Raw genomic sequence first — 21,894 nt, 5'->3', positions numbered from 1 at the left:
GCATGCGAAAAGCGGTTGGTTCATTTGAACCAACCGCTTTTTTCATGCCCGGGGATTATCGAAGAAGCCCTTGTGAGAAGGTCACGTTGTCGTAATACGAGTCGTAGCCGAACCCGGTTGACAATGCCCAGAAGAACCAGATGGCTACCGCATAAATGACTATGGCTAGTGCCAATCCAATCCATGAGGTAATTAGCCCGGCCAGGCTCAGGCCCCGGGAGCTGGGTTCACGCCGGTAGGCCAGGTGCCCGGTAATGACTCCGGCCAGCGGAACAAGGATAATGACAGTGAAGCCTAGCAACGACAAGATGCCAAGCACCAGGGAAGCCACCGAGAGGCCGGCGGATTCAGGCGGTCGTTGGTAGGGGTTCTGCGGATACTGGTAGTAGCTCATTTGCCTACCATTCTTCTACGAAACTGCGATAAGCGCATCAATCTGAAAGGCAATCTGTGGCACACCTCCGAGCTGGCCAGCCAGCCCAAAAATCAGACCTGATCAATTTGCAGGAGGTACTCGATGCCTACAGCACCCTGGTTCCTTCCAGCGGCAACCCCGACCAGGCCGTCGTTTTCGGCACCTCGGGACATCGCGGAAGCTCCCTGAACACCACTTTCAATGAAACGCATATCGCTGCGATCACCCAGGCCGTGGTCGACTACCGCAACGGTGCGGGGATCACCGGCCCGATGTACGTGGGCAAGGACAGCCACGCACTCTCCGCGCCCGCATACCGCACCGCCCTTGAAGTTTTGGCAGGCAACGGCGTCACCGTGCTCGCCGATGACGGACTGACTCCCACTCCAGCGGTCAGCCACGCAATCCTGGTACATAACGCTAGCGGCGGCGAACAGGCCGATGGCCTGATCATCACCCCATCGCACAACCCGCCAACCGACGGCGGCATCAAGTACAACCCGCCGCATGGCGGACCGGCAGAATCCGGAATCACCGGACCCATCGCTGCACGGGCCAACGAATTGCTGGCCAGCGGAGCGGTCAAGCGCGGCGAGCCGAATGCCCGGCCCTTCGACTTCCGCGAACTGTACATCGCCAATTTGGCTGAAGTCATCGACTTCAAGGCCATCGCCGAGTCCGGCATTTCCATTGGCGCAGATCCGCTGGGCGGGGCTTCGGTGCACTACTGGGGCGAAATCGGCCGCCGATACGGCCTGAACCTCGAAGTGGTCAACGAGTCCGTGGATCCGCGCTTCGGCTTCATGACCTTGGACAAGGACGGGAAGATCCGCATGGATTGCTCCTCCGCCCATGCAATGGCCTCCCTCGTGGCCAATCGCGAGAAGTACGACATCGCGACCGGCAACGATGCCGATGCTGACCGCCACGGCATTGTCACCCCGGATGCCGGCCTGATGAATCCGAACCACTTCCTGGCCGTGGCCATCGACTACCTGCTCACCCACCGTCCGCAGTGGCCAGGTGATGCCCAGATCGGCAAGACCCTGGTCTCCTCGGTGCTCATCGACAAGGTGGTGGCTTCCCACAGCCGGACCCTGCGCGAGGTACCGGTGGGCTTCAAGTACTTCGTTGAACCGCTGGCTTCCGGCAGGGTCGCTTTTTGCGGCGAGGAATCGGCCGGGGCGAGCTTCTTGGACTTCTCCGGCAAGGCGTTCAGCACCGACAAGGACGGCCTGATGCTGGCCCTGCTGGCCAGCGAGATCCGCGCAGTAACCGGCAAGAGCCCCAGCCAGCTGCATGCCGAACTGGTAGAGCGCCACGGCCCCAGCTTCTACGACCGCTTTGACGCGCCCGCAAACCGCGAGCAGAAGGCCGTACTGGGCAAGCTGGACCCATCGATGGTCACCGCTACCGAACTGGCATCGGATCCGATTACCGCCAAGGCCACGCAAGCGGCCGGCTTCCCCATTGGCGGCTTGAAGGTTTCCAGCGAGCACGCATGGTTTGCCGCGCGCCCATCGGGCACAGAAGACATCTACAAGATCTATGCAGAATCAACAAAATCACCCGAGCATCTGCAGCAGGTGCTGGCTGAAGCTCGGGTGATTGTTGATGCTGCGCTAGCTGGCTAGTGCAGCTTTGCGGTCCATGGATCGATGGCCACGGCTGGCTGCTTGCGGGTAGCCAGCCAGTGGCCCAGCCAGAGCAGCAGGAAGATCGGCAGGCCAATGTAGCTCGAAGCCATCTGCAGCAAGTTTCCATCCACGATCGCCTGGTAGTTCTGGCCGACGATCACCACGATCAGGATCACGAAAGCCAGGATCGGTCCCAACGGGAACAGTGGCGCCTTGTACGGCAGGTTCGCGAGATCCTGCCCGCTGGCAATATATGCCTTGCGGAATTTGTAGTGGCACACTGCGATACCCACCCAGGCAATGAAGCCGGAGAGACCCGAAACGTTCAGCAACCAGGTATATGCCGAACCCTGGCCGACAATCGCGGTCAGGAAGCCGAAAAGGCCTACCGAGGCGGTTAGCAGCATTGCCGGCATGGGAACGCCGCGCTTGTTCAAGCGGGCGAAGATCTTTGGAGCCTTGCCGTCCAACGCCATCGAATAAAGCATGCGCGCAGAGGCATATAGGCCGGAGTTGCCTGCGGAGAGGATAGCCGACAGGATCACCGCATTCATCAGTGCCGCGGCGAAGGCTACGCCCGCACGTTCGAAGACCAGGGTGAATGGCGAGGTGGTGATATCCGATGCCTCGGAAGAGAGCAGGGATGGATCCATATACGGGATCAGCATGCCAATGACGAAGATCGCGCCGATGTAGAAGAGCATGATGCGCCAGAAGATCGCCTTGATGGCGCGTGGGATGTCGCGCTGGGGGTTCTCGGCTTCACCGGCGGCCACGCCGATCAGTTCGGTTCCCTGGAAGGAGAAACCGGCGATCATGAAGACCGAGACGATGGACAGCCAGCCGCCAACAAATGGCGCTTCGCCATCGGTCCAATTGCTGAAGCCAGGGGTGGAGTCGCCCAGGATGCCGAAGATCATCGCGACACCGCAGATCAAGAAGACCACCACGGTGATGACCTTGATCGCGGCCAACCAGTATTCGCCCTCGCCAAAGGCCTTGGCGGACAGCGCATTCAATCCGGTGAGCAGCACCAGGAAGATGGCCGCCCAGATCCATCCCGGGGCATCAGGGAACCAGTAGGACATGATGATGCCAGCTGCCACCAGTTCGGCAGCCACGGTAATGGCCCAGTTGAACCAGTAGTTCCAGCCGATCGCGAAGCCGAAGTGGCGGTTCACGAAGACCGTTGCGTAAGTCTGGAAGGAGCCGGCGACCGGAAGCCGGGCGCTCATTTCTCCCAACGACTGCATCAAGAGCAGCACCATCATGCCGATCAGCGCGTAGGCCACCAGCGAGCCACCGGGGCCAGCTTGGGCAATGGTGCCGCCGGACGCGACGAATAGTCCGGTACCAATCGAGCCGCCAATGGCAATCATCTGCATATGGCGAGCTTTGAGGCCACGCTTCAGACCGTCCTGGGACGGTGCGGGCTCAGTCATGCGTTACATCTCCTGATGCTTGAAAATTTCCAACCTATCAATCCAAGCACCCTGACAAGCCATAAAGCTATGAACCGCGCTACAGTAAGCGATCAATAATCTTTCGCTTGGCCCATGAATATGGAGGATATATTGCGCTCAAGGTATCAACGACGGTTGTTTTGTTGAATTCCGAGCGCATCTGCGAAAGCCGTTCGAACCCGTGCTTGCCGTGGTAGGCCCCCATTCCGCTCGGTCCCACACCGCCGAAAGGCAGGGTTGGAACGATCATCTGGGCCAACGGAGCATTATGCACAATGGAGCCGGCTCGCACCCGATCAGAGAAAATCGACTGCAGGCGCGGGCTTTCGCTCATCAGGTAAGCGGCCAGCGGCGACGGCCGCCGGGCAATGAATTCGAGGGCTTCCTCGAAGGTTTCCACTTCGATCACCGGCAGGATCGGACCGAAAATCTCTTCGGTCATCAAACTTCCCTCGAGGTCCACATTGCGCATGATGCTCGGCGCTATGCGCAAGGTATCCTCGTCGTACTCGCCGCCGAAAACCACCTCGCCTTGCTCGAACATCGACAGCAGCCGCTCAAAGTGCTTGCGGCTGACGATGCGGCCAAAGTCCGGATGGGTCAGCGGTTCCTTGCCGTAGAAGCTGGTGATGGCCTGGCCCAGGCGCCTGATGAGCTCAGACGAGTCGCCCACGCTCAATACGTAATCCGGCGCCACGCAGGTCTGGCCGGCATTCATGAACTTGGCGTAAGCCAAGCGCTTCGCGGAAGCCAACGAATCGTTCTCCACCACGGCCGGCGATTTTCCGCCCAATTCCAAGGTGGTAGGCGTCAGATGCTTCGCGGCCGCGGCAGCCACGATCTTGGCCACGCGTTCGCCGCCGGTGTAGAAAATGTGGTCCCAGCGGGCGGCAAGCAACTCGGTGGAGGTATCCACGCCGCCTTCAACTACCGCGTAAACCCGTTCGTCGAGGTAGACCGGGAGGAACTTGGCCAAGGCGCCTGAGGTCGCAGGAGCCAGCTCGGATGGCTTGATGACCGCAGCGTTGCCGGCAGCAATGGCCGCGACCAGCGGTGCGAGCACCAGCTGAACCGGATAGTTCCAGGCTCCGATAATCAGCACGACCCCCAGCGGGCGCGGCTCGACCTTGGCCATGGCTGGCTGCAAGGCCAGCGGAACCTTGACACTGGTGGAATCCATCCACTCAACGAGGTGGCGCTGGGCGAAATCTATTTCCGCGCGCACCACGTCGATTTCGGAGAATTTGGCTTCGGTGGCACTCTTGCCCAAGTCCTCGGCCAAGGCCTGGACGAAGTCTTCCAGATGCTCTTCCAGCATCTTCTCCAGTGCCTTGAGCTGCTGAAGGCGGAAGCGTCGCGGATGCGTGATCCGCGTGTCCGCAGAACGCCGCAAATGACTCAGAACTGTTGCTATGCGCGATGGATGCTCGTCCACCGGAGGTGCGGAATCACCGACCGGTTCGGGCAACGGAGTGGAAGTAAACAGACCCATGATTTGAGCGTACGTCACTGGGACTATTTTTCATCGTTTAATTCGCCAGAGGATTCAATATGTATCAAATAGTTGATACATTGATTTCCATGAACCAGTTCTCGGCGAGCGCCATATCCATCGCTTTCGTTGCCGCAATCATCTGCGTTTGGTTGCGTTCGGTGGCGCACAGGCGTGGAACACCAGCTATCGACCGGGCCCGATCCCACTCGTTCTGGTGCGCATTGATCGCATTCTTTGCTTCAACCTCATGGGATTTGTCTGAGACCTGGCGCGTTTCAATGACCGAGCCCAATTCAGGTTCGGCTCTCGCTGAAGCACTCACTCCGGGGATCTGGGTTCTTCTGGTTTACCTCATCGGCTTGTTCACTTGGCCCAAGGAACTCCAGCCAGTGCGCACCGCTTCATTAGAGGCCCGCAGCCTGACAACTCCGTTTCCCAAGGCCCTAGGGGCTTTCGTTGGGCTTTTGCTGCTGATCGCGGTCGGCTCCCTGTGGCCGGCGTCCAAAGTCGAAGGGCTCGTTGGCGTTCCGGCCTCGGAATTCACGACCTTTGATTTTGACGGCATCTATTCATACACGTCGGAGGGTCCGTATGATGGGCGGTTGCCGGGCACACAGATGCTCCCGGTATTCATCGTGGCCCTGGCAGGGATCATCGTGGCCGCGGCTGTGATTACCGTAGTTATCCTGAAAAAACCTGCCTTGGCCGGCATCTCGGTCGAAGACAACCAAGCGTTGCGCACGGTCTGGCTCAACCGCTTGATGCGCAATATCGGCATCGTCTTGCTGGCCTTCACCGTGTCGGTGGTCAATTACTCGCAGGCTAATTCGCCGGATGGACAGTACGAGTTCGTTAGCTATGGCGCCCTTGCGGTAGCCCTCACGTTGCTCTTCTGGGGACCGCGCTCTACATTCTCAGCTCAATCCACCACCAGGGAACGGACCGCCTTCTCGCGTTTGCGTGATCAACTATTCACCTTGCAATACGTCACTGCAGCACTCACCTTGCTCAGCGTTGCAATCGGCTGGTCATTCTTGCCACTGGATGACGAGCTCCAGATGCCTACCAATGAGCGAACTACGTGGATCTTAATGATCTTTGCCGGTGCGGCTTTGAGCTATGCCGTTCTCAATGCGCTTTATCTCAGCTACGTCAGCACGGTGGCCCGGCAGGCGTCTGCAGCACCCAAGTACCACGCGCCCCTGCCCTTGTGGTCCTACATCGCCGCTGGCTTGCTGTTTGCCACCAGCACCTATTTTCTGCTCGATCCGCCGCTGGACTATTTGTGGGGCTTCGTGCCTCCAGGCAAGACAATGGTTGCAGGCTTGATCCTGCTGTTGCTGGCAACCCATCTTGGATTCGTCTGGTTCTCCCGCCGGGCAATTATTCCCTGGGCTGTCTCGTCGGCCGAAGAAATCTGGTACCGCAAGGTCCTGGAACTGCGTTCAATGCGTGTTAACACCAGTGCAGTGGTAGCCATGCTGCTCATTGGCTACGGATTCCCGGCCGGGCTGGGACTCTTTGCATTGCTCATCTTCGTTGTCCCAGCAGTCATTTTCCTAGAGCGCCCCGGTAGCGCCTTCGTGCGGGAACATCAGCCGGCAGCTACTTCATGAGCACGCAGATCAGTGTTGACCTCCAAGCAGCTACCCCGCCCTATGAGCAGATCCGCTCGCAGATTGCTTCACTGATCTCCTTGGGAGATCTGCCCTCGGGGAGCAAGCTGCCTACTGTGCGTGCGCTGGCCACGGACCTCGGCGTCGCTGCCGGTACAGTGGCGCGCGCCTACAAGGAGCTGGAAGCCGAAGAGCTGATCACCTCCCGGCGCCGTGCCGGCACAGTGGTCAACGAGCGGCCGCAGCCGGTGGATACCAGTGAAGATCTCCTGGCCGCCGTGGATCACCTCTGGGCGTTGGCGGCCGCGCAGAAGGTGGATGCGGCCACGCTCAAGGCCTTGGTGGCGCGGCGCGAGCGTAAGTAACTTGTCCTCGGAACCGGTTGTGCGTACGCTCTATGGCAGTGACACGGGGTGTCGGATCAACCGACTGAGATAAGACCCGTAGAACCTGATCTAGTTCACGCTAGCGGAGGGATGTCGCATGGCTTTGCATGCAGTTGCCCAAAAATACCGGCAACAATCACCTTTGGTTTTTTGCCTGACCAATACCGTCGTATCCAATTTCACCGCCAATGTCCTGCTGGCATCCGGGGCTTCCCCGGCCATGACGGATCTGCCCGGAGAGGCCGGCCCATTCGCACAGGCAGCTTCAGCCGTATTGGTGAATTTGGGAACTCCAAGCACTGAACAGCTGACCGCCATGGAAGAAGCTGTGCAGTCGGCGAGCGCTGCAGGCACCCCCTGGGTCCTGGATCCAGTGGCAGTGGGAGCGCTTCCGGTGCGCACGGAGTTTGCCCGGCGCATTGTCCGGCAACGCCCGACCCTGATTCGCGGCAACGCCTCGGAAATCCTGGCCCTGGCCGGCCGGCAATCTGCTTCGCGCGGTGTCGATGCCTTGGATGAGGTTTCTGCCGCCTTGGCGGCGGGACGCGAACTGGCCACGGAAAACGACTGCGTAGTGGCCATTTCCGGCCAGGCTGACGCCATCATCGACGCCACGCGTACCGTCTTGGTGCAAACCAACGGAATTGGCTTGACCCAGATGACAGGTGGCGGCTGCGCCTTGGGCGCGGTCTGCGCCGGAATGGTTGCGGTCCACGATGACCCGTTCGAGGCCACCATCGCAGCCCACGGTTTCTATGGCCTGGCCGCGGAAAAGGCCCTGGCTGGCAGCTCCGGTCCGGGCAGCTTCGCAGTTGCCTTCCTTGATGCGCTGTCGGCTGCCGATCCCGGGGAACTGAAAACTTTGAAGTACGAGGAATTGAACCATGCATAATTACGGCGCTTATCTAGTAGCCAACACTGCCAGCTGCACCCCACGCAGCACCCTGGAAGTTATCGAGGGCGCCGTCGCCGGAGGGATCGGGTGGATCCAGCTGCGCGCCAAGGATGAAAGCGCCCGGGAATTCTTCGAGCTGGCCTGCGCGGCTGCCAAGCTCACCGAGGGCAAAGCCCAGTTGCTGATCAATGACCGCATTGACGTCTACCTCGCGGCACGGGCTGCTGGCGCAGCAGTGAACGGCATCCATATCGGGCAAAAAGATGTGCCGGTACAGCTGGCTCGCCAGATCATTGGCGAGGGCATCATCGGCTTGAGTGCTTCCAGCGATGAGCAATTGGCCCAGGCGAACAAGGACGCCTCGGTGATCGACTACCTCGGTGTAGGAGCCATCCGCGCCACTCCGACGAAAAAAGACCATCCTGTTCCCCTGGGGCTGGACGGCTTTGCGCGAGCCGCTGCCTTGGCCAAGCTGCCCTGCGTAGCGATCGGCGCAATTACCCAAGACGATGCCGCCGCGATCCGCGCCGGCGGCGGCGCAGGCCTGGCCGTGGTCCGCGCCATCTGCAACGCCGAAGATCCGCAACTTGCCAGCGCGCAGCTGGTCGCAGCCTGGGAGGCCTCGAAATGAACATCCTATCCATCGCAGGCTCCGATCCTTCCGGCGGCGCCGGAATCCAAGCGGATCTGAAGGCCATTGCCGCCAACGGCGGCTACGGAATGTGCGTGATCACCGCTTTGACTGTGCAAAACACCCATGGGGTATCCGGAGTTCAGGCGATCAGTGGCGATTTCGTCCTCGCGCAACTCGAAGCCGTGAGCACAGATATCCGCATCGATGCGATCAAGATCGGGATGCTGGCCAACGCCGAGGTGATCCGCGCAGTCACCCGCTGGCTGGAAACTGTTGACGCCCCCGTCGTGCTGGACCCGGTCATGGTGGCGACCAGCGGGGATCGCCTGCTCGACGACGAATCCGCCCTTGATTCGCTGCTGGATCGCGCCACGGTGATTACCCCGAACCTGCTGGAGCTGGCCAGCTTGCTGCGCGAGCCTGTGGCCCCTTTCTGGGACGAAGCCCTGCGCCAGGCCCAGCGGCTGGCTGCCAAGCACGACACGCTGGTGCTGGCCAAGGGCGGGCACCTGGCCGGGGCAGATTGCCCCGATGCCCTGGTGTCGGCGGGCGGGGTGCAACTGGAGCTGCACGGCCCGCGCCATGCCACCAGGAACACCCACGGCACCGGCTGCACCCTTTCCAGCACTCTGGCTACCCGCTTCGCTGCCACTGGAGATTGGATCGCCGCGTTGGAGCAGTCCAAGTCCTACCTCTCCAAGGCCATCGCAGCGGCCGACCAATTGCAGGTGGGCAGCGGCCACGGCCCGGTCAACCACTTCATCGACTTCTTCGGCACGGCAGATCCCATGGGCGACTGGTGGCAGAAGATCCAGCCGATCCGCGAGGAAATCGACCAGCTGGATTTCATCACCCGGCTATCCGAGGGCACCTTGGACCGGGATGACTTCCACTACTACATCGCCCAGGATGCGCTGTATCTGCTGCGCTATGCCAAGGTGCTTTCGCTGGCCAGCTCGATGGCGCCGGATCTCGGTGCCCAGCGTTTCTGGTCGCGTGGCGCCAACGGCATCCTCGATGGCGAGCTGCAGCTGCACGGCAGCTACCTGGACGAGTTCGCTGATACGCCCAGCGCCACCACGCTGAACTACACCAACCACCTGGCCGCCAGCCAGGAGAGCTACGGGGAGCTGATTGCCGCGATCCTGCCTTGCTACTGGCTGTACCAGGACATCGGCAAGCGGTTGTCGGCAGCCAACCATGCCGAGCATCCTTATCGGCAATGGCTGGAAACCTATGCATCCGAGGAATTCGATTCCGCCACCGAGCAGGCCATCGAAATGGTCCGCCAGGCGTTCGAGCAGGCAGATCCGCAGCTGCGGGCCCGCATGGAGGCCGCTTTCATCCGCTCGGCGGAACATGAGCGCTCTTTCTTCGCGCAGGCGCACGAGAACCGAGTAGACTTCTCTACGGCCTAAAACCCGCAGGGCCCGGGAAGAGGAATCATGAGTTGGAGCATTCACGGCAACGGCAGGACCATCACCCCAGGTGAGGTAGTTGCCCCGGATGAGCGGCTGCATTGGCCGCAGACCGTTTCCATCGGAGCCCAGCACATCCTGGCGATGTTCGGCGCCAGCATCCTGGTGCCAACCATCACCGGCTTCCCGGTCACCACGACCTTGCTCTTCACCGGCCTGGCCACCGTCATCTTCTTGCTGATGACCAGGAACAAGGTGCCCAGCTACCTCGGCTCGTCCTTTGCGATGATTGCTCCGGTGCTCTCGACCACCCAGTCGCACAGCATGTCCGGCGCGCTGGGCGGTATCGTGATGACCGGGGCCTTGCTGTTCGTTGTCGGGCTGATCGTGCAGAAGACCGGCACCGGCTGGATCCACGCCCTGATGCCGCCGGTGGTCATGGGCACCATCGTGGCGCTCATCGGCCTGAATTTGGCCAGCGCAACGCTGGTTCCCATGACCGAGTTCCCGCTGACCACTTTCCTCACGGTGATCTTTACCGTGGTCGCGACCGTTGCGTTCAAGGGCCTGCTGGGCCGGCTGTCGATCCTCATGGGACTTCTTTGCGGCTACCTTGTTGCACTGGCCCAGGGGCAGGTGAGCTTCAAGGCGGTTGCTGCCGCGGAGTGGATCGGACTGCCAGAATTCCACACCCCGACCTTCCACTTCGACACTGCGCTGATGTTCCTGCCTGCGGTGTTCGTGCTGATCGCCGAGAACATCGGCCATGTGCGCACCGTGGGCGTGATGACCAATCGCGACCTGTCGAAGTTCAACGGCCGTGCGCTGATGGCCGATGGCGCTGCCAGCGTGCTCGCCGGTTTCGGCGGCGGTTCGGCCACGACCACCTATGCCGAGAACATCGGCGTGATGGCCGCTTCGCGCGTGTACTCGACCGCGGCCTATTGGATCGCTGCGATTGTGGCCGTGGCCCTGGCCTTCCTGCCGAAGTTCGGCGCATTGATCGGCACCATTCCAGAAGGCGTGATTGGCGGCTTGGGCATCGTGCTCTACGGCATGATCGGCATCGTCGGCGCGCGCCTGTGGATCGAGGCGAAGGTCGATTTCGGCAACCCGATCAACTTGATGACCGCCGGCACCGGCCTGATCATCGCCATTGCAGTGACCAAGGAAATCGCCTTCGGCCAGCTCCAGCTGGGCGGCATCGCCCTGGGCTCGATCGCCACCTTGGTGGTCTTCCACCTGATGAGTATCGTCGCCAAGATGCGCGGCAACGATTTGGCGGACTCGCAGAAGCCTGCGGATAGCTAGCAAATAAATTCCCCGCAGGCCGGCATCGCGAGAACTCGCAATGCCGGCCTGCTTTTTTGCCAAGAATTCGGAAGCTGGCCAGTCATGAAGCGGCGACGCGCACTGGGCCTCCCCCGGTCTTGAAGTAAGGACTCCTTCCAATTTGTGATCGATCTCCCATAAAAAATCGGGAAATCGGGATTCTGCGGCTCTCGAATCCGATAGCATGGCTCATTGTGACTGCGACTACATCAGACGGAAAACTCTCCGCGCGACTCATCTTCATCGCCCTCGGGGCGGCATTGGGTGGGTTCGTTTTCGGATATGACTCATCAATCGTTAACGGCACCGTGGACGCTGTCGAGCACGAATTCGGGCTCAACGCGGTAACCATCGGATTCACCGTTTCCTGCGCCCTGCTCGGCGCAGCAGTGGGAGCCTGGATAGCCGGTGTGGTCTCCGAACGCGTGGGACGCGTGCGCACCATGCTCTTCGCCTCCATCCTCCTGGCAGCATCAGCCATCGGCTGCGGCCTGTGCTTCGGCGTAACCGACCTGATCATCTGGCGCATTGTCGGCGGCATCGGCGTGGGCTTCGCCTCGGTGATCGCCCCTGCCTACATTGCCGAGGTCTCCCCGGCCGCGCATCGCGGACGCCTGGGCACCATGCAGCAGATGGCCATCGTGCTGGGCATCTTCGTGGCCTTCCTGGTCAGCGCGCTGCTGGTCTTCGTCATGGGCTCGGCGGATGCCGTCGGCTTGTTCGGCCTGACGGCCTGGCGCTGGATGTACCTGTCGCTGCTGGTTCCAGCAGTGCTCTACGGCCTGCTCTCGCTGCGCCTGCCCGAATCTCCCCGCTACCTGGTCGAGCGCGGCCGCTTCGTTGAAGCAGCTACCGTGCTGACCCGCGATATGGGCATGAACGCCGGCACGGATACCGAAAAGAAGATCGAAGAGATCCGCTCCACCGTGCACATCGAGCGCCGCCAGGTCTTCAAGGACCTGCTGGGCCGCTTCGGCTTCCACCCGCTGGTGTGGGTCGGCATCCTGCTCTCGGTCTTCCAGCAGTTCGTCGGCATCAACGTGATCTTCTACTACTCCACGACGCTGTGGAAGTCCGTCGGCTTTGCCGAATCGGATTCCTTCACGATTTCGCTGATCACCTCGGCGACCAACGTGCTGGCAACGATCGTGGCGGTGCTTCTGATCGACGTGCTGGGACGCAAGCTGCTGCTCACCATCGGCTCAGCCATCATGACCGTGTCGCTGGGCATGATGGCGGTAGCGTTCGCGCAGTCGGTCACCATCGACGGCGCCGTGTCGCTGCCGGGCAGCTGGGGCATCGTCGCCCTGGTCTCGGCCAACCTGTTCGTGGTCGGCTTCGGCGCCACCTGGGGTCCGGCCGTATGGGTATTGCTCGGCGAGATCTTCCCGAACTCGATCCGCGCCATGGCACTCGGAGTGGCAGCCTCGGCCCAGTGGATCGCCAACTTCGCCGTTTCCACCACCTTCCCGGCCCTCGCCGAGGCAGGCTTGGCATTGGCCTACGGCATCTACGCATTCTTCGCGCTGCTTTCCCTGATCTTCGTGATCTTCCTGGTCAAGGAAACCAAGGGGCGCCAACTCGAGGAGATGACCCTCTAGGCACCACCCGCAGGGCATTGCGGATTGCGCAAAGGAGGCAGGAACCAAGATGGTTCCTGCCTCCTTTTGCGTGCCCGGATGCTTACCAGGCCTTGTTGGGCACATCCACTCCTACGTCGCTTTGCAGCGAGAGCACATGCTCCAAGCTTGGCCGCCCTTCCAGCGTCGGGCCCTGGCCGGCGAGCGCCACGCTGACTGTCTGCCCCGGCTGCAGATCGACCTGCTGGCCGCGCACCCAGATCGGACGGGAGAAGGCTCCGTGCAGGGTGAAATCAATGGCTTCAGCCCGCAAGCCCACGGAAATCCTCATGCCCCGCCACCCGAGGTTGAAGCGCAGGGCCCGCCATTTCTCCGGGAGCCGCGGATCAAAGCGCAGCTGGTCGTCATCGTCGCGCAGCCCCGCGAAGCCGTAGATCAGCGCCGACCAGACGCCACCGGTCGATGCCACATGCACGCCGTCAGCGGTATTGCCATGCAGGTTTTCCAGATCCACGTTCAGCGCGTGCTCGAAATACTCCCAGGCAAGATCGCGGTAGCCCACCTCGGCGGCGAGAATCGACTGCACTGTCGCCGACAGTGTCGAGTCGCCCGTAGTCAGCGGGTCATAGTAGTTGAAATCCGCAAGTTTCTGCTCGGCGGTGAAATCGCTGGAACGCAGCCACAAAGCCAGCACCGCGTCGGCTTGCTTGATGACCTGGAAGCGGTAGATCACCAGCGGATGGTAGTGCAGCAGCAACGGCCGCTTATCCGCACCGGTATTGGCCAGGTCCCAGACTTCGCGGTTCAAGAAATGCTCGTCCTGGGGGTGGATTCCGACCGTTTCGGAATACGGGATGTGCATGCAATCAGCGGCCTTGAGCCACAGGGCGATCTCCTCGTTTTCCAATGAGTGCCTGCTGGCCAGTTGCGCGAACTCGCGCGGATGCTCTTGGGCCATTTCGGCCAGCAGCTGGGCGCTGCGGCGCAAATTGAAGCGCGCCATGACATTGGTGTAGAGGTTGTCGTTGACTACCGCGGTGTACTCATCGGGCCCGGTGACCCCATGGATATGGAAACGCTCATTGCCCTGCTCGCCACGCCAGAACCCCAGCGAGGCCCACATGCGCGCAGTTCCCACGAGGATTTCGGCGCCGCCGGCCAGCAGGAACTCGTCATCCTCCATGACCCCGAGGTACCGGTTGAGCGAATACACCACGTCGGCATTGATATGGTACTGCGCAGTGCCAGCCGGATAATAGGCGCTGGCTTCCTCGCCGTTAATCGTGCGCCACGGGAAGAGCAGGCCTTCCTCGTTCATGATCAGCGCCCGCCGGGTCGCTGCAGGAATCATCGAGACCCGGGCGCGGAGCGTGTTGCGCGCCCACTGCTGGTTCGTATAGGTCAAGAACGGCATCACATAGATTTCGGTATCCCAGAAATAGTGCCCGGAATAGCCGTTGCCGCTCACGCCCTTGGCGCTGATGCCCAGGCCGTCGGCACGTCCGGCAGCTTGGGCGAGCTGGAACAGGTTCCAGCGGATCTTGCGCTGCAGCTCGGGCTCATCGCTCTCCACCACCACATCGCTGCGGTCCCAGTAGTCGGCCATGAAACGGCGCTGGGTGCGGAAGTGCTCGTCAATCCCCAACGGCACCAGGTGCTCCAAGGCCCGCTCAGAACGCAAGAGCATCTCCTGGGCAGGATGGCGCCGCGAGGAGTGGTAGACCGCGTACTTGGAGACGCGCACGCCTTGCCCGGCTTCCAGCCTGGTGCTGATCACTTCATCGGCGCGGTCATCGTCCACCTTGCGGACCACGGACAGCTCCGCCTGCGCTCCGCCAGTGGTGGCCACCTCGTGCTCCACCATTGCTGCTACCGACATCCCGGATCCGAAGACCTGGTACGAGATGCCCAGCCGGGCGCCATCGCGGTGGGTGCCCGCCGGATGCAGCGGGTTGGCCCTGGCTTCCTCGCTCTTGCGCGGATCGGCAGGAACCCCGGCATCGGTTTCCTCCGGGGAAGCCACCTTCCGGCTGGAGCGGTACCCGATGACCGAAGACTGGATCAGCACCTGCGCCGGAGCATCGAGCAGGCGCACGTGCACGTCCTGCAGCGCCACGTGGCGATCCGTGAAGGAAATCATTGAGCGGGCAGTGACGGCTACCCGGTGCCCCTCGGCAGTTCGCCACAGGGTGTGCGCGGTCAGCGTCCCGTCAAGGAAATCCAGGCGCAGCTCATCACGCAGCATCTCCGTGCGGCCGACTTCCAGGGCTTCGTCATTGATGAACACGCGCATGGTCCGGAAATCCGGGGCGCTGATCATGGTCTGTCCGGTTTCGGCCAGCCCGAAGGCGCTCTCGGCATGGCGGATTTCCCAGGTCTCATGCAGCCCGTTGATGAATGTGCCACCTCCTTGGTCCCCCAGACCCAGTTGCGCAGCCCGTGCACCCAGAAAACCGTTGCCCAGAGAGAAAACGGTGTCTTCGGCGCCATCGCTGTCTCGCTGGTTCCCGCGCCACAGCGACCAGGAGTCCTCTTCCCAGGCCTTGGCTGCTTGCTCGGAGACCAGTTCGGAAAGGTCATGAACCACAAAATGGGCCCCTGCATCCAGCAAGGCGGCCTCATTGCCTTCGCGGGCCACGCCGATGACGCCGAAGCCCCCGGCACGCGCTGCCCTCACCCCGCTGGTGGCATCCTCGATGACGGCGCATTCTTCCGGACGCCAACCCAGATCGGCGGCGGCAGCCAGGAACGTGTCCGGGGCTGGTTTGCCCGCCAGCCGGCGCGCAGCAGCTTCCTGGCCGCTCATCACCAATGGGAAGTGCTCGGCCAGTCCTGCGGCAGCCAGTACCACGCGGGCATTGCGCGAGGAGGACACCACCGCGACGTCCAGCCCGGCATCCAGCACCTGTTGCAGGTAGGCCACGGAGCCGGCATAGGGGTCGATCCCGTCGCGCTGCAGCACTTGGGTGAACTTTTCGTTCTTCATATTGCCCAGCGCGCAGATGCTGCCCTCCCCCGGCAGATCGCTTTCATCCCCGCGGGGCAAGCTGATGCCGCGGGATTCGAGGGTGGCCGCCACCGCGTCATAACGCGGACGGCCGTCAAGCAGGTTGAAATAGTCCTCGGAAGTGTATGGGGCCACGCCCGGGTGCTTGTCGAAAAAGGTGGTGAAAAGTTCTTCCCACGCCTTGCGATGCAGCAACGCGGTAGGAGTGATCACGCCATCCAGATCAAAGAGGACGGCCTTGTAATCACGATGTCGGTACTCAGGACGAAAAGCGTTCACAATCGAAATCCTTCGAAAGAGGAGCGAATTACTGGCCGTAGTCCTTACCGTAGCAACTGAACGCGCTTGCTTCGACATACTACGATAAGAATGTGGCTCAGTGGATAGATGTATGGAATAGCGAAGACTGGCGTGAGGCAACCGCCGAGTGGATCGATGCTGCGTGCGAGGCATATGGCATTCAACGCACCGCAGGACCGGATTTTTGGCCCGCAGATTTGCACCAGATCCAGGCGGCGGTTCAGACCGGTGCCGCAGATCTGATCTTCAGCGCCAACGCTCCGGGGCTGGCTTCGGAACCAGCGACCACGGTCGCTGCCGGCCAGCTGCTGCCCGATCGCGTGGTGATGCCACTGGCTATCGACCGGATCGCCGGCTACATGCTCAGCCCGGATTTCGGGCACACCCTGGCGGATCTGGGCGATTCGGTGGAGAACTGGGAGCTGGCCATGGCCTCGCTCGGTTCCTTCCAGGTCGCGCTGATGGGCCACGAGGAAGAATTCTTTGATTCCGGGGTCACCGTGGTGGACCCGCAGTTCCTGCCCGAGCAGTACGAGCAGGCGCTGATGATGCATGTGTCCCTGGACCCGGCACACCCGCTGTACCTGGATGGATCCATGGCGGACAAGATGGTTTCGCATCTCGATGAGTTGAGGAGGGCCACCGCTGCCCTTCATGCCGGTGCGGTGCCGTTGAGCATCGAGCACGGCAACTTCGATCTGTCGCAGGTGGTGGTTCCTGCCGAGGCCGGAGACCACGGCCGCATCCTGAATCTGTCCTCCGCGCACTGGGCTCACCCCTTCTCATCCCTGAACACGCCGCTGGCCGCCATGTGCGAAGCGTGGGATTGCGATACCGGTGATGAGCGCGTGATGAAGGTGCTTTTCGCGTACCTGGACCAGTTCTCTGCCTACGGCTCAGCAGATGAGCTGTACGACCTGATTAATCCAGCCTGCCTGGTTGCGCCGCTGTCGCAGCACGAGACCTGGTTGCGCCTGCTCCTGGATGCCAGCGACGAGCAACTGCAGGAGCACGCCGAGACCGTTTTGGGAACCCTGGATATCTCCTAGGGCCGCAGTTCAAGAGCCCAGAACCCTGGCCAGCAAGGCCGCGTCATCGCTCATGATGGCGTCGGCCTTGCGCTCCATCAGCAGCCGCATGGTCGGCTCGTCGTTGATGACCCAGACATGCACCTGGGCGCCGGCTCGGTGGACCGCCTTGATGAATCGACGGGTCGCTACCGGCAGCATGCCCTGGTTCAGCGGCACCTGGACCGCCCAGAAGCCTGCCAGCAGCCGCTTGGGAACCCAGCCCAGCAGGTGGGCGCACAGCCAGATGGCGACAATTTCCCGTTGACCCGGCGAGCGCCGTATCGGAGCGGAAAGCAGGTGGCCGACCGCGGCGCTGCGTGCCGTGGAGAAGGACGCGAGGGCAATTTGCCGATGGGCTTTCCTGCGCTCGATGAGCTCGGCCAGCGGGCCGATCACGTGCTCGTCCTTGACGTCCAGGTTCAGTGTGGCGTGCGGGAACGCATCGAGCAGTGCATCAAGCGTGCACAGCGGTTCCCCTCCGGCCCGCACCATTGCCAGCTGCTCGTCGGTGAAGTCGTTGAAATTCCCGCTCGCGTCGGTCACCCGGTCCAGGCTCTGGTCATGGAACAGGTAGACCGTGCCGTTGGCTGAGGCGTGCACATCCGATTCCAGATGGGTGATGCCCAGGTCTGCGGCGCGCTGGAAGGCTGCCAGCGTGTTTTCCTCGTTGCCCGTGCGTACGCCGCGGTGCGAAAAGGCGTAGGTCATTTCAGCAGGCCTTCAATGACCTGGGCTACGCCGTCATCGGCCAGCGAGGGTGCACGGAAGCGGGCGGAGGCCAGCGCCATGGGGTGTCCGGAGGACATCGCGTAGCCGTGGCCGGCGTATTCGAGCATTTCGATGTCGTTGGGCATGTCGCCGAAGGCCATCACTTCAGCTGCGGCAATTCCCAGGCGCTGGCAGTATTCATGCAGCGTGGTGGCCTTGTGGATATCCACATGCGCCATTTCCAATAGGGAAACGTCGAAGGCGGAGTGGGTCACCGATACCAGTTCTGCCAGCTGCGGCTCAACCGAGGAATAGAACTTGTCTATCGGCAGGTGCTGGGAGCGGGCAAGGAATTTCACGATGCCCTCGGAATCAATTGACTCGCTAGCCAGATCCAGGACTGCCTGCACCCCGAAGTTGTGGTGGCGGTCGGCAAAGCCTTCACCCAGGTGCAGCCCCTTGGTGGTCTCGGCAGCGAAGGACGCGCGCGGTTCCAGCTCCAGGATGATTTCGCTCGCCCGCCGCGCGGTAGCCGCGCTGAGCGTGCGCGACCAGATCACTTCGTCTTGTTCCAGGTCGTAGAGCACCGCGCCATTGGAGCAGATGACCGTGCCCATCCCGCCGAAGGCTTCAATGATCGGGCTCAGCCAGCGGAAGGGGCGTCCGGTGACAAAGACGATCTGGATGCCAGCGTCGCGGGCTTGGATGAAAGCACGTTGGGTGCGTTCGGAGATGGTGCCGTCCTTGGCGACAATGGTGCCGTCGAGGTCCGAGGCGATCAGCTTGATCATCTACAGCTCCTGGCGGCGTGGCGGGTTCGCCCCGGCACGCTGCACGGTCACCGCGGCGGCCAGGGCCGCGAATTCCAGGGCTCGCGAAAGCTCCGCAATCTGCAGCTGGTTCAGCTTTTCGCGGTTGGCCGCGCCAATCAGTCCATGTTCGGCCAGCCAGCACAGCAGCGCGGCGGTGAAGGTATCGCCGGCACCCACGGTATCGGTGACTTCCACCGACGGCGCAGTGAATTCGGCGTCGCCGGCGCGAACGACGCCCCAGGACCCGCGCGAGCCTGCGGTGGACACCACGATCGCCGGACCCATGTCCAGCCAGGCACGGGCCGAGTCCTGGACCGAGCGCATCGGGTACAGCCACTTCAGGTCGATGCCGGAGACCCGCACCACGTCGGCCTGGCCGACGAATCGCTCGACCTCGGCCACGGTCTGCGAATGGTTGGTGACCAGCGACGGGCGCAGGTTCGGGTCGTAGCTGATGGTGGCATGGGTGCGCGCGGCCGAAAGCAGCGGCAGCAGTTCTCCGGGGCTGAACAGGGTGGCGATGGAGCCGGTGTGCACCAGCTCGGCATCCTGGGCCAGCTCCGGCCCGATGGTCGGCATCTGCCAGTAGGCGTTGAACGCGAAGGCCGCGCCGCCGGCCGGGTCGAGGATGCCATGGGCAATGACGGTGGCCTGGTCATCGGCTCCGCCCAGGTATGCCACGTTGTTGTCCTTGAGGTAATCCTCGATCTTGCGGCCCTTGTCATCGGCGCCCCAGCGGGAAATCAAGGTTCCCGGGTACCCCAGGCGGGAGAGCGCAACCGCGACGTTCAACGGGCTGCCGCCAACGAACTCCTGGGCTGGGGCGATGCCGGAGGCCAGGACGTCAACGAGGGCCTCGCCGATCACGGTCGGGTTCATGCTGCTCCTTCAGTAGTGCAGTGGTGACAGGGCACGCACGCAGGCAGCCCATTGGCTGCTGTGCGGATCGATCCAGGTGTAGTGGTCGCCCGCGAACAGCGAGAAGCTGTGCTCCTGTCCGAGCGCAGCCGCTTTCTGGGCTGCGATACGGGCAATTCTTACCGGAACATCGCCATCGTCCCGTCCATGAAAGATTACGACACGGGCATGCATTGGCCATAATTCCACCGGATTGCAGGCGCCCAATGGCGCGCCTGCGAGCATCTCGTCCACTGCGCTGCCGCTGAGCTTCAGGCGCTGCGCCGTTTCAAGGTCCAGGACCCCGGCCTGGCTGATCACCTGGGAGACCCGTGCATCATGGGCGGCCAGCACGCAGGCCAATTGCGCTCCGGCTGAATGGCCGATCAGCGTGATCGGCCCTTCTTCCTTGACCAGGCCCAGCGCGAGCCGGGCATCGGCCAGCATTTTCGCCGCGCTGCCCGGCCCACGCCGGTATTCGAGGTTGTAGGCAGGGATCCCGCGGGCGGCGAGATCCTCTGCCAGGGGCACGCCGAGGCTAGCGGTGTACTTTTCACGCCAGTATCCGCCGTGGATGATCATCACCGCTCCGCGAGCGGTGGTGCGTTCCGGCTCGTAGAACTGGACCTGCTGGTCCGGGTGCGCCCCGTAGTGCATGGTCGGCGCCCCGGCTAGTTGCCCGGGAAGACCGCGGCGCGCTTTTCGACGAAGGCGGCACGGCCTTCCACCGAGTCGGCGGTTCCGAAGGCCTGCTGGAAGGACTGTGCTTCAACCAGCAGGGCGTCATGGGTGTTCAGCGCGTCCATGTCCACCATCGCGGCCTTGGCATTGCCAACGGCCGTCGGTGCCACCTTCGCGATCTCCTCGATGGTGGCCACGGCCTGGTCAATCAGTTCCCCGGCCGGGACAACGCGGTTGGCCAGGCCAATGCGCAATGCTTCCTCGGACTTGATGCGGCGGCCGGTGAAAACCAATTCACGGGCCATCGCGTTGCCGACACGTCGCGGCAGGCGCACCATGCCGCCAAAGCCGGGCACCAGCCCGAGGTTGACCTCCGGCTGCCCAAAGCTGGCCGTCTCGGAAGCGTAGATGAAATCGCAAGCCAGGGCGAGTTCGCAGCCGCCGCCCAGGGCGAAGCCGTTGACTGCGGCGATCACTGGAACCTGCAGCTTCTCCAGGCGTTCGGTGACCGCGTGCATCTGGCGCCCGTAGGCCAGCGCCGCCGCCGGGTCCATTTCGCGCAGCTGCACGATATTGGCGCCGGCGACAAAGGACTTCTCGCCGGCACCGGTGAGGATCACGCCGCGGTATTCATAGCCGGTGGCCTCGAACCAGTCCAGGAAGGCTTCAAGGTCGTTGACGACCTCTTTTGCCAACGCGTTCAGCGACTTCGGCTGGTTGACGGTCAGGATGAGGGCCGAGCCCTGGGTGCTCAGGCTGAGGGTATCGAATTGCTTCATACCCCTAACTCTCTCACGTAACGCCCGTCACGTATTGGATTGTCAGCGGTGCTTGCGTGGCTTTGCCTTGGCACCCTGCGGCTTCTTGGATGAGCTCTTGGCCTGCTGTTTTGCCTTGGCTTGGGCTTTCGCCTTGGCCTTCTTCTGCTCATTGACGCGCTTGGCCTTCTGCTCCTGCTTGCGCACCGAAGTCTGGCGCGATGAGCTGGCGGTACGTCCGCGCACAATGCCGATGAATTCTTCGAGCAAGGCGGTGTCTTCGGTGGCGGTAGGCCAGGCGATGCCCACCTGGGTTGGCGAACCGTCTTCAATGAAGCGCACCACCACGTCCTTGCGGGCGAAGAGCCGGGCAATGGACTGCGTGGTGCGCAGCACCTGGGCGCCGGAAGCGACAACTTCCATCGCTACCGGAATGCCGCCCACGGATTCCGGGTAGTCGGCCAAGTCGAGTTGCGGGAAGGACTCTACGGTCTCCAGCGGAACGGATTCTTCGAAGTACTCCACGTCGTGGTCTTTGCCCGCGCAGACCACTTCGAGTTCCTCGTAAAGCGGGATGACGTGGCGCGTTGCGTCCTTGGGCGAGTCGCCGCGATAGCGCACGAATACTGCGTCAGCCTCGCCATTGGCCAACAGATCCAGGATTTCCCCCTCATCCAGGCGCCAGGCTTTCAGCTCGATGGCAGGATAGCGTTCCTGGAAGCGGTCCATCCATTTGCCGGGGGTGACGCCGGTTGCGTAGGCGATTCGAAGTTTCTGCACGGGTTAAGCC

At 62.2% G+C, this 21,894-nt stretch carries 20 protein-coding genes and 1 riboswitch; of the genes, 9 read left to right on the top strand and 11 right to left on the bottom strand.

Features of this window, described 5'->3' with window-relative positions; genetic code table 11:
• Window positions 1-55: 55 nt before the first annotated feature.
• Window positions 56-394 carry a DUF4190 domain-containing protein gene (locus M2368_RS14740; RefSeq protein ID WP_105658645.1) on the bottom strand — a complete coding sequence of 113 codons (339 nt, stop codon included), beginning with the start codon at window positions 392-394 and terminating at the stop codon, window positions 56-58.
• Between the two features lie 56 nt (window positions 395-450).
• On the opposite strand from M2368_RS14740, the gene pgm reads away from it, so the two are divergent.
• Window positions 451-2,049 carry a phosphoglucomutase (alpha-D-glucose-1,6-bisphosphate-dependent) gene (pgm, locus tag M2368_RS14735; RefSeq protein WP_498724616.1) on the top strand — a complete coding sequence of 533 codons (1,599 nt, stop codon included), beginning with the start codon at window positions 451-453 and terminating at the stop codon, window positions 2,047-2,049.
• On the opposite strand, the gene M2368_RS14730 is transcribed toward pgm, so the two are convergent.
• The 3 genes from M2368_RS14730 to M2368_RS14720 form a co-directional block, all read right to left on the bottom strand.
• On the bottom strand, window positions 2,046-3,494 hold the full coding sequence (locus tag M2368_RS14730; RefSeq protein WP_105658647.1) for an amino acid permease: 1,449 nt from the start codon (window positions 3,492-3,494) through the stop codon (window positions 2,046-2,048). The genes pgm and M2368_RS14730 overlap by 4 nt on opposite strands.
• A 79-nt stretch (window positions 3,495-3,573) precedes the next feature.
• The gene (locus M2368_RS14725; protein WP_105658648.1) at window positions 3,574-5,007 is read right to left on the bottom strand and encodes an aldehyde dehydrogenase family protein; all 1,434 of its coding nucleotides are present in this window, start codon (window positions 5,005-5,007) and stop codon (window positions 3,574-3,576) included.
• 64 nt (window positions 5,008-5,071) lie between these two features.
• Entirely contained in the window at window positions 5,072-5,302 is a 231-nt protein-coding gene (locus tag M2368_RS14720; protein ID WP_041648259.1) for a hypothetical protein, read from the bottom strand.
• Between M2368_RS14720 and M2368_RS14715 the strand changes: the two genes are divergently transcribed.
• The 7 genes from M2368_RS14715 to M2368_RS14685 all read left to right on the top strand — a co-directional run bounded on the left by M2368_RS14715 (window position 5,289) and on the right by M2368_RS14685 (window position 12,892).
• Complete coding sequence (locus M2368_RS14715) at window positions 5,289-6,626, top strand: hypothetical protein (RefSeq protein ID WP_105658649.1); 1,338 nt, start codon at window positions 5,289-5,291, stop codon at window positions 6,624-6,626. The two genes, M2368_RS14720 and M2368_RS14715, sit on opposite strands and share 14 nt — an antisense overlap.
• Window positions 6,623-6,991: a GntR family transcriptional regulator gene (locus M2368_RS14710; RefSeq protein WP_105658650.1), complete on the top strand. Its 369-nt coding sequence runs from the start codon at window positions 6,623-6,625 to the stop codon at window positions 6,989-6,991. The genes M2368_RS14715 and M2368_RS14710 overlap by 4 nt, the downstream gene beginning before the upstream one ends.
• Window positions 6,992-7,025: 34 nt before the next feature.
• Window positions 7,026-7,120: riboswitch (TPP riboswitch) on the top strand.
• Window positions 7,110-7,904 (top strand): hydroxyethylthiazole kinase, encoded by a 795-nt coding sequence (gene thiM / locus M2368_RS14705; protein WP_105658651.1) that lies wholly within the window; start codon window positions 7,110-7,112, stop codon window positions 7,902-7,904. (Overlaps the previous riboswitch by 11 nt.)
• Window positions 7,897-8,538 carry a thiamine phosphate synthase gene (thiE, locus tag M2368_RS14700; RefSeq protein ID WP_105658652.1) on the top strand — a complete coding sequence of 214 codons (642 nt, stop codon included), beginning with the start codon at window positions 7,897-7,899 and terminating at the stop codon, window positions 8,536-8,538. The genes thiM and thiE overlap by 8 nt, the downstream gene beginning before the upstream one ends.
• Window positions 8,535-9,959, top strand: a complete 1,425-nt coding sequence (thiD, locus tag M2368_RS14695) for a bifunctional hydroxymethylpyrimidine kinase/phosphomethylpyrimidine kinase (protein WP_105658653.1) — start codon at window positions 8,535-8,537, stop codon at window positions 9,957-9,959. Before thiE ends, thiD begins: the two co-directional genes overlap by 4 nt.
• 27 nt (window positions 9,960-9,986) lie before the next feature.
• Window positions 9,987-11,270, top strand: coding sequence for a uracil-xanthine permease family protein (locus tag M2368_RS14690; RefSeq protein ID WP_105658654.1), 1,284 nt, complete (start codon window positions 9,987-9,989; stop codon window positions 11,268-11,270).
• Window positions 11,271-11,485: 215 nt separating this feature from the next.
• Window positions 11,486-12,892, top strand: a complete 1,407-nt coding sequence (locus M2368_RS14685) for a sugar porter family MFS transporter (RefSeq protein WP_105658655.1) — start codon at window positions 11,486-11,488, stop codon at window positions 12,890-12,892.
• 82 nt (window positions 12,893-12,974) lie between these two features.
• On the opposite strand, the gene M2368_RS14680 is transcribed toward M2368_RS14685, so the two are convergent.
• Window positions 12,975-16,157 (bottom strand): HAD-IA family hydrolase, encoded by a 3,183-nt coding sequence (locus M2368_RS14680; RefSeq protein WP_105658656.1) that lies wholly within the window; start codon window positions 16,155-16,157, stop codon window positions 12,975-12,977.
• 92 nt (window positions 16,158-16,249) lie between these two features.
• Here M2368_RS14680 and M2368_RS14675 point away from each other — a divergent pair, with 92 nt between their 5' ends.
• Window positions 16,250-17,227 carry a hypothetical protein gene (locus tag M2368_RS14675; protein ID WP_105658657.1) on the top strand — a complete coding sequence of 326 codons (978 nt, stop codon included), beginning with the start codon at window positions 16,250-16,252 and terminating at the stop codon, window positions 17,225-17,227.
• 9 nt (window positions 17,228-17,236) lie between these two features.
• Here M2368_RS14675 and M2368_RS14670 read toward each other — a convergent pair whose 3' ends face one another.
• The 6 genes from M2368_RS14670 to M2368_RS14645 are packed head-to-tail and all read right to left on the bottom strand — an operon-like array spanning window position 17,237 to window position 21,884.
• Window positions 17,237-17,956, bottom strand: coding sequence for a glycerophosphodiester phosphodiesterase family protein (locus M2368_RS14670; RefSeq protein WP_105658658.1), 720 nt, complete (start codon window positions 17,954-17,956; stop codon window positions 17,237-17,239).
• On the bottom strand, window positions 17,953-18,747 hold the full coding sequence (locus M2368_RS14665; protein ID WP_105658659.1) for an HAD family hydrolase: 795 nt from the start codon (window positions 18,745-18,747) through the stop codon (window positions 17,953-17,955). The genes M2368_RS14670 and M2368_RS14665 overlap by 4 nt, the downstream gene beginning before the upstream one ends.
• On the bottom strand, window positions 18,748-19,647 hold the full coding sequence (locus tag M2368_RS14660) for a PfkB family carbohydrate kinase (protein ID WP_133833739.1): 900 nt from the start codon (window positions 19,645-19,647) through the stop codon (window positions 18,748-18,750).
• A 9-nt stretch (window positions 19,648-19,656) separates the two neighbouring features.
• On the bottom strand, window positions 19,657-20,322 hold the full coding sequence (locus tag M2368_RS14655; RefSeq protein ID WP_332503170.1) for an alpha/beta hydrolase: 666 nt from the start codon (window positions 20,320-20,322) through the stop codon (window positions 19,657-19,659).
• 14 nt (window positions 20,323-20,336) lie between these two features.
• The gene (locus M2368_RS14650) at window positions 20,337-21,125 is read right to left on the bottom strand and encodes an enoyl-CoA hydratase/isomerase family protein (RefSeq protein WP_105662190.1); all 789 of its coding nucleotides are present in this window, start codon (window positions 21,123-21,125) and stop codon (window positions 20,337-20,339) included.
• A gap of 42 nt (window positions 21,126-21,167) precedes the next feature.
• Window positions 21,168-21,884, bottom strand: a complete 717-nt coding sequence (locus M2368_RS14645) for a LysR family transcriptional regulator substrate-binding protein (protein WP_359189300.1) — start codon at window positions 21,882-21,884, stop codon at window positions 21,168-21,170.
• Between the last annotated feature and the right edge of the window lie 10 nt (window positions 21,885-21,894).

The organism is Arthrobacter sp. JUb119, from assembly GCF_024807995.1.
Lineage (GTDB): Bacteria > Actinomycetota > Actinomycetes > Actinomycetales > Micrococcaceae > Glutamicibacter.
The sequence above is the reverse complement of the archived record's forward strand: the minus strand, read 5'-3'. Positions and strand labels throughout refer to the sequence as shown.

Bases quoted from the DNA above. Each gene is read 5' to 3' on its own strand.
- M2368_RS14740 (WP_105658645.1), bottom strand. From the start codon at position 394: ATGAGCTACTACCAGTATCCGCAGAACCCCTACCAACGACCGCCTGAA.
- M2368_RS14730 (WP_105658647.1), bottom strand. From the start codon at position 3,494: ATGACTGAGCCCGCACCGTCCCAGGACGGTCTGAAGCGTGGCCTCAAA.
- M2368_RS14725 (WP_105658648.1), bottom strand. From the start codon at position 5,007: ATGGGTCTGTTTACTTCCACTCCGTTGCCCGAACCGGTCGGTGATTCC.
- M2368_RS14715 (WP_105658649.1), top strand. From the start codon at position 5,289: ATGACCGAGCCCAATTCAGGTTCGGCTCTCGCTGAAGCACTCACTCCG.
- M2368_RS14710 (WP_105658650.1), top strand. From the start codon at position 6,623: ATGAGCACGCAGATCAGTGTTGACCTCCAAGCAGCTACCCCGCCCTAT.
- thiM (WP_105658651.1), top strand. From the start codon at position 7,110: ATGGCTTTGCATGCAGTTGCCCAAAAATACCGGCAACAATCACCTTTG.
- thiE (WP_105658652.1), top strand. From the start codon at position 7,897: ATGCATAATTACGGCGCTTATCTAGTAGCCAACACTGCCAGCTGCACC.
- thiD (WP_105658653.1), top strand. From the start codon at position 8,535: ATGAACATCCTATCCATCGCAGGCTCCGATCCTTCCGGCGGCGCCGGA.
- M2368_RS14690 (WP_105658654.1), top strand. From the start codon at position 9,987: ATGAGTTGGAGCATTCACGGCAACGGCAGGACCATCACCCCAGGTGAG.
- M2368_RS14670 (WP_105658658.1), bottom strand. From the start codon at position 17,956: ATGACCTACGCCTTTTCGCACCGCGGCGTACGCACGGGCAACGAGGAA.
- M2368_RS14665 (WP_105658659.1), bottom strand. From the start codon at position 18,747: ATGATCAAGCTGATCGCCTCGGACCTCGACGGCACCATTGTCGCCAAG.
- M2368_RS14660 (WP_133833739.1), bottom strand. From the start codon at position 19,647: ATGAACCCGACCGTGATCGGCGAGGCCCTCGTTGACGTCCTGGCCTCC.
- M2368_RS14655 (WP_332503170.1), bottom strand. From the start codon at position 20,322: ATGCACTACGGGGCGCACCCGGACCAGCAGGTCCAGTTCTACGAGCCG.
- M2368_RS14650 (WP_105662190.1), bottom strand. From the start codon at position 21,125: ATGAAGCAATTCGATACCCTCAGCCTGAGCACCCAGGGCTCGGCCCTC.